Consider the following 12,234-nt stretch of genomic DNA (forward strand, 5'->3'; position numbering starts at 1 on the left):
CCGTTGTGCTACGCTGTGCTACATGGAAACCGTCACCCACCGTGAGATGCGCAACAACAGCGGTGAGATCCTGCGCAGGGTCGAGGCCGGCGAGACGATCCTGGTAAGCAACAACGGGCGTGCTGCAGCGATGATCAGCCCGGTGCCGGACAGCAGCCTGGAGGCGCTCATTGCGCGCGGTGAAGCACGCCGGGCGCGCGGCGACATCGGTGCGCTCGCCGCCATCCGGCGCGCAACTTCGTCCACGAGCACTGCCGCCCTCATCCGCGACAGCCGAGGCGAGTGGTGACGCTCGCCTACCTCGACACCTCGGCGGCGATGAAGCTGCTCGTCGAAGAAGCCGAGTCCGGCGTGCTGGTCGCCGAACTCGTCGACTCGGCGCCCACCCTCGTCGCCTCGTGGCTGCTGCACACAGAACTGCATTGCGCCGCAGGCCGGAATCCCGCTCTCATCGAACAGATAGCGATCGCCACCGTGCTGGACGCCGTGACACTCGTCGACCTCACGCGCGGCGATCTGCTGGCTGCCGGCACGCACGCGCCGCTGCGCTCCAACGATGCCATCCACCTCGCCACGGCGCTACGCGTGGGCGTCGACGAGATCGTCGCCTACGACGCCGAGCTCGCTGCCACCGCCCGAACCGCAGGACTGCGCGTTCTCGCCCCGCGATAGCGGCGAGTGGCTAGTGCCGGTACGACGCCCCCGGGTGCCAATCCGGCAGCCGTGAGCCGGCCGACCCGGTCAGCATCTCGCGCAGGCTTCCGCGCCGGTGCTGCTCGGGAAGCAGGCCGCGGCTGCGCAGAATGGGCATGACCTGATCGATGAAGTCGCGATAGCTCTCGACGCCGCCGTAGGTGAACTCGACGAGGAATCCGTCGACATCCGTTCGCTCGACGAAGTCCTCGATCTGCGCGGCGACGCCCTCGGCCGTGCCCGTGAACTTCACGCCGCCGATCGTGGAGGGGAGGCTGTCGAGCACCTCGCCGACGGTGGGGCTCTGGCCGTCGGGTCTGCGCCACAGGTCGACCATCGTGTGGCCGACCTCGGTCGACACGTCGTCGAGGGTGGCGTCCGGGTCGAGCCGGCCCAGGTCGACGCCGGACCACCCCATGAACAGCGCGGCGGCGGCCGCGCGCGTCGGCGTGTGATTGAGCTCCTCGCGCAGGGCGCGGGCCTCGGCATCCGTCTGCCCGATGATGAAGGAGGCGCCGTTGATCACCTTGAGGGAGTCCGCGGGCCTGCCGGCTGCCACCGCCTTGCTTCGGAGCATGGCGACGGTCGCGGCGGCGCGATCCCATTCCCGGTCCTGCGTGAACACGCACTCGGCGAAGCGTGCCGCGAAGTCGGTGCCGGCGCTCGAGGTGCCGGCCTGGAGCAGCGTGGGCGTGCGCTGCGGCGAGGGGATCGCGGGGAAGTAGCCGTCGAGGTCGAAGTACTCGCCGTGATGGACGATGCGGTGCACCTTGGCGGGGTCCGCGAAGACCTTCGCGACCTTGTCGTAGACCACCGCGTCGTCCTCCCACGCGCCCTCCCAGAGCTCCAGCTCGAGTTCCACGAACTCGGTCGCCCTGCGGTAGCGCTCGTCGTGCGGGGTGATGCTGCGGTGGCCGAGCAGCTTCGTGAGCGCCTCCTGCTGATCGCTGGTGACGATATTCCAGCCGATGCGGCCCTTCGTCAGGTGATCGAGGGAGGTGAAGGAGCGCGCGTTGAGGTACGGCTGCTGCGCCGTGGTCGACGCCGTGACGACGAAGCCGATGCGGTCCACGGTCGCGGCCAGGCCGGAGATGAGGGTCATGGGGTCATGCACCGGGAACTGCACGGCCTCTCTGATGACGACCTCGGGCACGTCGTTCCCGTGCATCGGGTAGCCGAGCGCCTCGGCGAGGAAGAGGAAGTCGAAGCCTGCGGCGTCGAGCTCACGAGCGAGGCTCTGCCAGAACTCCAGGGTGGCGAAGTCCGAGGTGTCGCCGCGCGGGTGATGCCAGGCGTTGCTGATGAAGTTCGGCGTGAACTCCTCGAACGCCCCGAGCACAAGCTGTTTGGACACCGTCATGATCCTTCCGATCCACACGAGCTGATAACTGATATAGATCGAACAGTACTACCATCGACCCATGGCCCTCCGCGCGCCCGATGAGCCGACGTCGCCGGTGGGAGCCGCCGTCCGCGCGGAGCGCCGCCGCCTGCGCTGGTCCATGCGCGAGCTCGCCCGCACCGTCGGCACCTCGCAGCCGTTCGTCTCGAACGTCGAGAACGGCCGCATCTTCCCCAGCGTCGAGATGCTGCTGCGGCTGTCGGCCGCGCTCGGCGTCTCGCCGCGAACGCTGCTTCCCGTGAGCGAGCACACCGTCGTGGTGCGCGCCGCCGAGGGGGCGCGCCGCCGCCGGGCGAAGGCGGAGGCGCCGGCGCGGGTGGTGCTGCCCGCCGTGCGCCGGCTGTCGTCGGAGCGCGTCGAGCTCACGGCGGGCGAGGTCGAGCCCGTGGTGCGGATGCATGCGGGGGAGGACTTCGTCTACGCGGTGTCGGGCGACGTCGAGGTGCTGCGGGAGAGCCTGCCCCCCGCACGGCTCGCGCCAGGCGACGCCATGTGGCTCGACGGCGCGCTGCCGCACCGCCTCGCATGCCCCGCCGACGCGGGGCAGGCCGCCGTGGCGCTGATCGTCTCGGCGGCGCCGGGGACAGCGCCGGAGACCGCGCCGGAGCGGCTCAGCGGCCGCCTCGAAGAGAAGGCCGAGAGCGGCGGCCTGCAGGCTCAACTCGGCGCATCGCTGCGTCGGGCCCGCACCGAACGCGGGTTCTCGAGCCGCGCCCTCGCCCGCCTCGCCGGCATCTCCCAGTCATTCCTGTCGAACATCGAGAACGGGCGCACGACGCCGAGCGTCCCGACGCTGTACACGCTCGCCGAGGCGCTCGGAGTCGCCCCGGCCGAGCTGCTGCCCAAAGCGAGCGCGCCCGGCGAAGAGCTGCCGGCCGACCGGGTTCTGCCCTTCGCGGCCGCCAGCGCCACTGACGAGCCGGGCGCCGCCGAACCGCCTGTCCTGCTGCATCTGCTGGCGGCGGCGCGCGGGCGCGCGATCGAGGCGTACCGCATCGTCCAGCAGCCGGGCTTCGTGGACGAGAGGGCATACGGCCACCCGGGGGAGGACCTCATCTACGTCGTCGCGGGACGTGTCTCGCTGGTGCGCCGCGACGCGGTCTTCGAACTTCGAGACGGCGACGTCGCCTGGCTCGACGCGACGACGGAGCACGCGTTCACCACGCCGCAGGACTCGGGCGTGACAGCACTGCTCATCGGCATCCGATAACTGTCACAAATCGTTAACGCGATTAAACGCGGCGGTAACGGATGCCTTGATTCACTGTGAAGGACGTGTCATCCTCAATTTTGCGACCTTCTCGCTAAATGTGCAACCGCCCCGCATCACCCACACCATCGGGAGTCCGCCCATGTCATTCCTCCACCCCACCCGCACACGCACCAAAGTCCTTCAGACGGCGGTGCTCGCGTCCGTCGTGGCCCTCGCCCTCGCGGGCTGCGGGCGCAGCAGCGACGGCGCCAGCCCCGCCGCTGCCACCAAGATCGACAACAAGCCCGCGACCGGAACCGTGACCCTCTGGGCACCCGACGGCGACGCCACGGCGCTCAAGGACACGCTCAAGCCGTTCGAGAAGGCCAATCCCGACGTGGATGTGAAGGTCACCCTCATCCCGTCGGATCAGTACAACACCAAGCTCCAGACCGCGATCGCGGGCGGCACCACCCCCGACATCGCACAGCTCTACACCGAGGCTCAGGCGCAGTTCATCGGCTCCGACGCGTTCGCGCCCGTGCCGAGCGGCCTGGTGGACCCGGCGTCGTTCTTCCCCGGCGCGTGGAAGGCGGGCGCGTACAAGGGCACGACCTACTCCGTGCCGTGGTACGCCTACACGTACGCCCTGATCTACCGGAAGGACCTCGCCGCTACGGCCGGGGTGAGCGCGCCGACGAAGATCTCCGACATGGTGCCGTTCTTCAAAGCGCTGCAGTCGGCGGGCGCCGCCCACGGCTTCGGCGCCGAGGTCGGCTGGGACTCGTACAGCGGTCAGGATGCCGTGATCTACACCTGGCAGGAGGGCGGCGACGTCATCAACTCCGACGACACCAAGTGGACCTTCGCCGACAACCCGGCCTTCCTGAAGGCGGTCACCGAATACTCCAAGTTCTTCACAGAGGGCACCGCCTCGGTCGACACCCCGCAGTTCCTCGACGCCCAGCCCTACTTCGTGGCGGGCAAGACCGCCGCCTTGGTCAGCGGCCCGTGGGTCATCAGCTCGCTCGACACCACGGCGAAGCAGAAGGGCTGGACCGCGGAGCACGTCGCCACGGCACCGCTTCCCTCGGGCAGCGCCGGCAACGTCGGACCCGTCGCGGGCGGCAGCTGGGGCGTCCTCAAGGACTCGAAGAACTCGGAGGCCGCCTGGAAGGTCATCCGCTTCCTCGCCCAGCCCGACACGCAGGTCGCCCAGTACAAATCCTTCGGCTCGATGCCCGCGGTCGTCTCGGCCTGGGACGACCCGTCGATCGCCGACCAGCCGCTCATGAAGGTCTTCTCCGACCAGCTCAAGAACACCAAGAGCTACCCGCAGGTCACCACCTGGAGCCAGGTGGCGACGCAGCTGGGCAAGGAGCTTGAGGCGGTCGCGCGCGGCACGGAGACGCCCGAGCAGCTCGCCAAGAATATGCAGACCTTCGCCGACGGCGTCGGAACAGGGAACTAGCCGACGTGACGGCAGGTCCTCTTGTCGCGTCCCTGGGGGCGTCGCGTTCGCGGCGGCGCCCCCGGCGGCTCGCCTCGCACCAGACGGCGAGCGCCTGGCTGCTGCTCGCCCCGTTCGTGGTGATCTTCCTCCTGTTCACCGCGATCCCGATCGTCGCCTCCCTCGGCATCAGCCTCACCGATCTGCAGGGCGCCGATCTCCGCACCCCGTTCAACGTCGATTTCACCGGGCTGAAGAACTACGTCGACCTCTTCAAGAGCGCGCAGTTCGTCGGCTCCATCGGCAACACCTTCTACTTCGTGCTCGTCGGCGTGCCGGTGACGATGATCATCGGATTCCTGCTCGCGGTCGTGCTCAACAACGCTGTGCGCAGGGCGCGGCCCGTCTTCCGCGCGATCTTCTATGCCCCCGTCGTCGCGAACGTGGTGTCGGTCGCCCTGATCTGGCAGTACGCGTTCAACGACGCGGGCACCGTCAACACGGCGCTCAAGGCCATCGGCATCCCCGGTCCCGACTGGCTCGGCGACACCCACCTGGCCATGCCGGTCGTGATCGCACTCGGGGTCTGGCGCAACTTCGGCACCGCCATGCTGCTCTTCCTCGCCGGCCTCCAAGGCGTGCCGCAGGACGTCCACGAAGCCGCCGCCATCGACGGCGCCGGCTGGTGGCGCCGGCTCTTCTCGATCACCGTGCCGCTGCTGATGCCGACCATCCTGCTCGTCTCGGTGCTGCTCAGCGTCTTCTACCTGCAGGTCTTCGACGAGCCCTATCTGCTGACGAAGGGCGGCCCGCTCAACTCGACCGAGTCGATGTCGCTCTACACCTACCAGCAGTTCGGCTTCGGCAACTTCGGCACCTCGTCCGCCGCATCCTTCATCCTGCTGCTCATCGTCGCGCTCGTGAGCGTGATCCAGTTCCGACTGCTGAGGCCCCGCGCATGACCACAGAGACGCTTCCCTCCACCATCACCTCCGGCAGCGCCGTGCGCGCACCCGTGCGCGTCGCGCTCTACACCGCTCTCGGCGCGGCGGCCCTGGTCACGGTGCTGCCCTTCGTCTGGGTGCTCAGCGGCTCGCTGCGCACGACCGCGGACATCCAGAGCGACCCCGGCGTGTGGCTGCCAAGCTCGGTGACCTTCGACAACTTCGTCCGGCTGTTCAGCATCAGCGGCTTCACGGGCTATCTGGTGAATAGCATCGTCGTCGCCGCGATCGTGGTCGTCGGCAACATCATCGCCGCCTCCGCCGCGGGCTACGCGCTGGCCAAGCTGGACTTCCCCGGCAAGAAGCTCGCCTTCGGCGCCGTCATGGCCTCCGTCATGGTGCCGTTCGCCGCGGTCTTCGTTCCGCAGTTCGTGGTCATCGTGAACCTGCACCTGTCGGACACCCTGCTCGGCATCGCGCTGCCCTCGCTGGTGTTCCCCATCTCGATCTTCATCATCCGGCAGTACGCCTCGGTCATCCCCGACGAGGTGATCGAGGCCGCGCGCATCGACGGGGCGGGGGAGCTGCACATCTTCTTCCGCATCTTCCTGCCCCTGGCCGGCCCCGCCGTCGCGACCGTCACGATCATGTCCTTCCTCTACGCGTGGAACAACCTGATCTGGCCGCTCGTGGTCGCCCAGAGCAGCAGCACCTACACGCTGCCCGTCGGGCTCGCCGCCACCAGCCAGGCCGCGGCGCACGTCACGGACTACGGCCTCGTGCTCGCCGGCGCCGTCGTCGTCATGCTGCCCGTGCTGATCCTCTTCCTCTTCCTGCAGCGGTACTTCGTGCAGGGCATCGCCGCGACGGGCATCCGTTGAGCGTGTGCCTGCGCGACCACTGGATATCGTCGCCGGTATGAGCAAGTACTCGATGCGCGTGCAGACGACCGCGGTGGGCCTGGACAGCAGCGGACTGCGGCGCCTCAACACCTCGGCGGCGCTACGTGCCATCCTTGCCGTCGACGGGCCGGCGACCCTCGCTCAGCTCGTGACGGCGACCTCCCTGTCCCGCCGCACGCTCGAGTCGATCCTCGATGAGCTCATCCGCGCCGGCTGGGTCGACGAACTCGAGGAGCGCTCCTCGACCGGCTCGGCCGGCCGGCCGTCCCGCCGATTCGAGGCCAGGCCCGACAACGCGCTCGTGGCCGCCCTGCGCATCGACACCTTCTCGGCGACCGCGCTCATCTGCGATGTGCTCGGCCGCGAGGTCGGGCGGGCATCCTTCGTCCTGCCCGACTACGAGGACCCGGCGCATGCGCTCCGGACCGGCGCGGAGGCCGTCGAGGCCGCGGTCGCGGAGGCCGGCGTCGCACCTGAGACGATCAGGGGCGGAGGGCTCGCGAGCGGCGGCGCGATCGAAGACGAAGCCGTGGTGCGGCACATCGTGCACGCGCCCACGTGGTCCGGAATCGACGCCAGGGGCGCACTCGAGAAGCACTTCAACTTCCCCTGGTGGGTCGACAACGACGCCAACCTCGCTGCGCTCGCCGAGCGCTCGAGCGGCGTCGCGGCGGATCAGGACTCCTTCGTGTGGCTCATCGTCGGAAACCGCACCGGCGCCGGCATCATCATCCACGGCGAGGTGCACCACGGATTCCGAGGCTCTGCGGGTGAGATCGTCGAGATGTCGTCCATCGACTCCAGCAGCTACGCCGAGTTCCCCATCGCGTGGCTGACCTCGCCGCGGAACGACCAGCAGGCCGTCGCCCGCGACACGCTCGCCGCCGCCCGCCGCGGCGACGCCGGCGCGCTCGCCGAGGTCGACACCTTCATCCGGGCGATCACGCCCATGGTCGTCACCCTCTCGTGGACCATCGCTCCGCCGCTCATCGTGCTCGGCGGCGGTCTGGAGGACGGGGCCGATCTGCTGCTGCCCCGCCTCAGTTCCTCGATGCGCGCCGCGGGAGCCCCGGCGATCCCCCTCGCGGCGACCGTGCTCGGGCGCGACGCCCCGCTCAAGGGCGCGGCGCAGCTCGTGCTCGACCGGCTGGACACCGAGCTGTTCGGCCCCCTCGTCCTTCCCGCCCGGCTCTCCCGCCGTTGAGCGGGCGTCCCCGAACCTGGAGATCCAGCTATGCACACGTCCCCCGATCCCGCCGATGTCCTGATCGTCGGCAGCGGAATCATGGGAGCGTCCGTCGCCGCCCTGCTGCGCGAGTCGTCCCCTGAGCTGCAGCTCGTCATGGTCGACGGCGGGCTCCCGGTCGGCGGCACTCCTGGGCAGCATCTTCACGATGTCGAGGACCCTGTTCTCTGGGATCGCTATAACGAGCGGGTCCAGAGCGGCATCCAGGGCATGTATGTGGGCGCCGAGGTCAACCCGGAGCAGGTGGAGAGCATCGCCGATGCCACCCCCGGCATGTTCCACGCGGGCAACCTCGGTCACGACTCGGCCGAGATGCCGCTCGCGGCGCTGTCCTGGAACCTCGGCGGAATGGGCGTGCACTGGACCGCCGCGACGCCGTGGCCCTGGGGCCAGGAGACGTTCGACGGCGGCGACCCCGAGGGCTGGCAGGCGGATCTCGATACCGCCCGCCGCCTGCTGTCGGTGCAGTCGTCGCCGCTCGGCCCCACGGCGGCCGGGCAGGTGGTGCTGGACGTGCTGCGCGACTACTACGCGGAAGCAGCGGCTCCCGGGCGCGAGCCGCAGGCGATGCCGATGGCGATCGCGCCGCGGCCCGACGGATTCGCCACCAGAACGGGGCCGGCCACCATCTTCCCGCCGATCGGCGGTTCGCCCGATGACGCCTTCGAGCTGCTCGTGGGTGCACTCGCCACCCGGCTCGTGGTCGAGGACGGGGCGGCGCGCGGCGCGATCGTCCGCGATGTCGGCACCGGCGAGGAGCGCGAGCTGCGCGCCCGCACGGTGATCGTCTGCGCCGATGCGGTGCGCACTCCGCAGCTGCTGTTCGCCTCAGGCATCCGCCCCGCCGCACTCGGCCGCTACCTCAACGAGCACGCCTTCATCGCGTCGCGTGTTCTCATGGATCTCGATCGCTTCGGCCTCGCGCTCGGCGAGCTGCCGCGCAACCACGAGGGCGAGTTCGCGACCGACTCCCTCTGGATCCCGCAGAGCGGCGATGCCCAGCCGTTCCACGGGCAGGTGATGAACACGACGTACGTGGACGATACGGATGCCGCGCTCGCGTACAGCGTCGGCATCTCCCTCTACGTCCCGATCGAATCGCGCGCGGTCAACCGGCTCGAGTTCTCCGACGACGAGCTCGACGTCTTCGGGATGCCCAAGGTCTCCTTCCGCTTCGACTACTCCGAACGCGACCGCGCCCTCATCGACCGGGCCGTGGCAGAGGTCCGCGAGCTCGCGCCCCGGTTCGGGCCTTTCGATCCCGCCACCGAGCTCGCGGTGCTGCCCCCCGGGTCCTCGCTGCACCTGACCGGCACCGTGCGCACCGGGGAGGTGGACGACGGCACGAGCGTGTGCGACCCCGATGGGCGCGTCTGGGGCTTCGAGAACCTCTACCTCGCCGGCACCGGTGTCATCCCCACGCCGATCGCCTGCAACACCACCCTCACCGGGACCATCACGGCCGTGCGCGCGGCGCGGGCCGCCGCCCTCGCGCTCGCGGGCCCTGGTCGCGAGGAGGCGCGAGTTGCCTGAGCTCGCCACCGGCTTCACCCTCAGCCTGCCTGCGTGGGTCGATCAGGTGATCGCCGCGGCGCCGGAGACGCTGCCCACGCCCGAGGAGCGGATGGGGTTCGTCCACCGTCTCGCCGATCGCAACTGGCGCGAGGGCAACGGCGGCCCGTTCGCCGCCATCGTCGTCGAGCGCGACACCGGCCGTCTCGTCTCCCTCGGCGTGAACGTCGTGCTGAGCAGCGCTGTGTCGTCCGGCCACGCCGAGGTCATGGCGCTCGGGCTTGCGCAGGCGAGGCTCGGTACCTGGGACCTCGGGGGCGCGGGCGCACCCGCGCACGAGCTCGTCGTCAACTGGCGCCCGTGCATCCAGTGCTACGGAGCCGCCATGTGGTCGGGCATCCGCTCGCTCGTGGTCGCGGGCTCCGGTCCCGAGCTGGAGGAGATCACGACGTTCGACGAGGGCCCGCTCGGCGCCGACTGGGCCGAGCAGTTCGAGGCGCGCGGGATCTCCGTGCGTCGCGACGTGCTGCGGGACGAGGCGCTCGCCGTCTTCCGCGCCTACCGCGAGGCCGTCGACTCCGGCGGCCTCACCGTCTACAACGCCCGAGGGGGCGCGTGACCGCGCGCGGAGCGATCGGCCTCCTCGCCGATGACGCGTCGCCCTCTGAGGCGCCCCGCTAGGCGGGCACCGCGTCGAGCAGCCCGCTCAGCGCGGCGCGCAGGCCCTCGCCGTGGTCGCCGTCGTCCATGACGAGGGCGTCGAGACGGCCGAAGCGGCGCTGTACCTCGGCGGCGATCTCCGGGTAGCCGGCGGCGTCGCCGAGGTCGAGGCGCATGGGCGTCGCGGCGTGGCCCTCGGCACGCAGCTCGGCCGACAGCAGCTCTGCCGTGCCGCGCTCGTGCGCGCCGATGATCACGTGGTAGCCCTGCCTGGCGAGCTCCCGCGCCTGGGCGAAGCCCGGCCGCAGCCGGTGGGTGACTCCGGTGACGAGCGCGACTCTCATTCGGCAGTCCCTGCGGCCGCAGCAAGACGCGCACGGAGCTCAGCGAGCTGCGTCTGCAGCTCGGCCGGAACACGGTCGCCGAAGCCGGCGAAGAACTCTTCCGTGAGGTCGGCCTCGGCCTGCCATGCGGTGGGGTCGACAGCGAACAGCTCGTCGAGGTCGGTCTCCGTCAGCCCGAGCCCCGAGACGTCGAGCGCGCCCTCGGCGGGGACCACGCCCAGCGGGCCGTCGACGGCGGCCTCGGCTGAGGCATCCGTGCCCTCGAGCCGCGCAGCGATCCACTCCAGCACCCGGATGTTGTCTCCGAAGCCCGGCCATAGGTAGCGGCCGTCGGCTCCCTTGCGGAACCAGTTCACCTGGAAGATCTTGGGCGCTTTGTCGCCCAGCCGCTCGCCGACCGAGACCCAGTGCGCCCAGTAGTCGGCCATGTTGTAGCCGCAGAACGGCAGCATCGCGAAGGGATCGCGGCGCAGGGCGCCGACGGCTCCCTCCGCCGCGGCGGTCTGCTCGCTGGCGATGGTCGCGCCGAGGAACACGCCGTGCTCCCAGTCGCGCGCCTCGAGCACGAGCGGCACGTTCGTGGCCCGGCGTCCGCCGAAGATTATCGCGTCGATCGGCACGCCGTCGTGGGCCTCCCAGTCGTCGGCGATCGACGGGCACTGCGCGGCCGGCACGGTGAAGCGGGCGTTCGGGTGCGCGGCGGGGCGGCCGAGACCCGGGGTCCAGTCGGCGCCCTGCCAGTCGGTGAGGTGCAGCGGCGCGGTGTCGGTCATGCCCTCCCACCACACGTCGCCGTCGTCGGTGAGGGCGGCGTTGGTGAAGATGGTGTTGCCCCAGATCGTCTCGATCGCGTTCGGGTTGGTGGACTCACCGGTGCCCGGCGCGACGCCGAAGAATCCGTTCTCGGGGTTGATCGCCCACAGCCGCCCGTCCTCGCCCTGGCGCAGCCACGCGATGTCGTCGCCGAGGGTCTCGACCTTCCAGCCGGGCAGCGTCGAGCGCAGCATGGCGAGGTTCGTCTTGCCGCAGGCGCTCGGGAACGCCGCGGCAAGGTGGAAGGTGCGGCCGACCGGGCTGGTGAGCTTGATGAGCAGCATGTGCTCGGCGAGCCAGCCCTCGTCACGGGCGATGACGCTCGCGATACGCAGAGCGAAGGACTTCTTGCCGAGCAGCGCGTTGCCGCCGTAGCCCGAGCCGAACGACCAGATCTCGCGGGTTTCCGGGAAGTGGGCGATGTACTTGTCGGGGTTGCAGGGCCATTCGACATCCGGATGCCTGATGCCGGCCTCGTCGATGAGAGGGGCTCCGACCGAGTGCAGCGCCTTCACCCACGGCTCGCCCGCCTCGATGAGCTCGAGGGGCGCGGCGCCGACGCGGGTCATGATGTACATGCTGAGCACCACGTAGGCGCTGTCGGTCAGCTGCACGCCCAGTTTCGAGAGCCGGCCGCCGACGGGCCCCATCGAGAACGGCACGACGTAGAGCGTGCGGCCGCGCATCGAGCCGGCGAAGCGGTCGGTGAGCTCGGCCTTCATCTCGGCGGGGTCGACCCAGTTGTTCGTCGGGCCCGCGTCGTCGCGGTCCTGTGAGCAGATGAAGGTGCGGCTCTCGACCCGTGCCACGTCGTCGGGGTCGCTGCGGGCGAGGTAGCTGCCGGGCCGGTACTCTCCGTTGAGCCGGATCAGCTTGCCCTCGTCGAGCAGCACCTGGGTGAGCTCGTGCCGCTCGCGGTCGCTGCCGTCGCACCAGACGACGGCGTCCGGCTGAGTGAGCGCGGCGACCTGGTCGACCCACGCGCGGACATCGGATGCCGGTGCGCTCGGCGCCTCGGCGCGGGCGCCGCTCGGCGTCGGGCGGGATTCGAGAATCGTCATGGCGGGCTCCTTCTC

At 70.2% G+C, this 12,234-nt stretch carries 12 protein-coding genes; 9 read left to right on the forward strand and 3 right to left on the reverse strand.

All coding sequences use genetic code 11. The features are described 5' to 3' along the window. Window positions 1-22: 22 nt before the first annotated feature. The gene (locus ABD708_RS10100; protein ID WP_344753962.1) at window positions 23-289 is read left to right on the forward strand and encodes a type II toxin-antitoxin system Phd/YefM family antitoxin; all 267 of its coding nucleotides are present in this window, start codon (window positions 23-25) and stop codon (window positions 287-289) included. Next, entirely contained in the window at window positions 286-672 is a 387-nt protein-coding gene (locus ABD708_RS10105) for a type II toxin-antitoxin system VapC family toxin (protein ID WP_344753964.1), read from the forward strand. Before ABD708_RS10100 ends, ABD708_RS10105 begins: the two co-directional genes overlap by 4 nt. 10 nt (window positions 673-682) lie before the next feature. On the opposite strand, the gene ABD708_RS10110 is transcribed toward ABD708_RS10105, so the two are convergent. Further along, window positions 683-2,047, reverse strand: coding sequence for an NtaA/DmoA family FMN-dependent monooxygenase (locus tag ABD708_RS10110; RefSeq protein WP_344753966.1), 1,365 nt, complete (start codon window positions 2,045-2,047; stop codon window positions 683-685). 67 nt (window positions 2,048-2,114) lie between these two features. On the opposite strand from ABD708_RS10110, the gene ABD708_RS10115 reads away from it, so the two are divergent. From ABD708_RS10115 to ABD708_RS10145, 7 genes are all read left to right on the forward strand, one after another. Further along, window positions 2,115-3,305, forward strand: coding sequence for a helix-turn-helix domain-containing protein (locus ABD708_RS10115; RefSeq protein WP_344753968.1), 1,191 nt, complete (start codon window positions 2,115-2,117; stop codon window positions 3,303-3,305). 142 nt (window positions 3,306-3,447) lie between these two features. Then, a complete protein-coding gene (locus ABD708_RS10120) occupies window positions 3,448-4,758 on the forward strand; it encodes an extracellular solute-binding protein (protein WP_344753971.1) in 1,311 nt (436 codons plus the stop codon). Window positions 4,759-4,763: 5 nt separating this feature from the next. Next, window positions 4,764-5,699 (forward strand): carbohydrate ABC transporter permease, encoded by a 936-nt coding sequence (locus ABD708_RS10125; RefSeq protein ID WP_344753973.1) that lies wholly within the window; start codon window positions 4,764-4,766, stop codon window positions 5,697-5,699. Beyond that, entirely contained in the window at window positions 5,696-6,562 is an 867-nt protein-coding gene (locus tag ABD708_RS10130; RefSeq protein WP_344753975.1) for a carbohydrate ABC transporter permease, read from the forward strand. Before ABD708_RS10125 ends, ABD708_RS10130 begins: the two co-directional genes overlap by 4 nt. Window positions 6,563-6,599: 37 nt before the next feature. Next, window positions 6,600-7,787, forward strand: coding sequence for an ROK family protein (locus ABD708_RS10135; protein ID WP_344753977.1), 1,188 nt, complete (start codon window positions 6,600-6,602; stop codon window positions 7,785-7,787). Window positions 7,788-7,817: 30 nt separating this feature from the next. After that, window positions 7,818-9,362 (forward strand): GMC oxidoreductase, encoded by a 1,545-nt coding sequence (locus ABD708_RS10140; protein ID WP_344753979.1) that lies wholly within the window; start codon window positions 7,818-7,820, stop codon window positions 9,360-9,362. Next, complete coding sequence (locus tag ABD708_RS10145) at window positions 9,355-9,960, forward strand: nucleoside deaminase (protein WP_344753981.1); 606 nt, start codon at window positions 9,355-9,357, stop codon at window positions 9,958-9,960. Before ABD708_RS10140 ends, ABD708_RS10145 begins: the two co-directional genes overlap by 8 nt. Before the next feature lie 58 nt (window positions 9,961-10,018). Here ABD708_RS10145 and ABD708_RS10150 read toward each other — a convergent pair whose 3' ends face one another. Next, window positions 10,019-10,345, reverse strand: a complete 327-nt coding sequence (locus ABD708_RS10150; RefSeq protein ID WP_344753983.1) for an SDR family NAD(P)-dependent oxidoreductase — start codon at window positions 10,343-10,345, stop codon at window positions 10,019-10,021. Continuing rightward, the gene (locus tag ABD708_RS10155; protein ID WP_344753985.1) at window positions 10,342-12,219 is read right to left on the reverse strand and encodes a phosphoenolpyruvate carboxykinase (GTP); all 1,878 of its coding nucleotides are present in this window, start codon (window positions 12,217-12,219) and stop codon (window positions 10,342-10,344) included. The genes ABD708_RS10150 and ABD708_RS10155 overlap by 4 nt, the downstream gene beginning before the upstream one ends. Between the last annotated feature and the right edge of the window lie 15 nt (window positions 12,220-12,234).

It is taken from the genome of Gryllotalpicola koreensis (assembly GCF_039538185.1).
Taxonomy (GTDB): domain Bacteria; phylum Actinomycetota; class Actinomycetes; order Actinomycetales; family Microbacteriaceae; genus Gryllotalpicola; species Gryllotalpicola koreensis.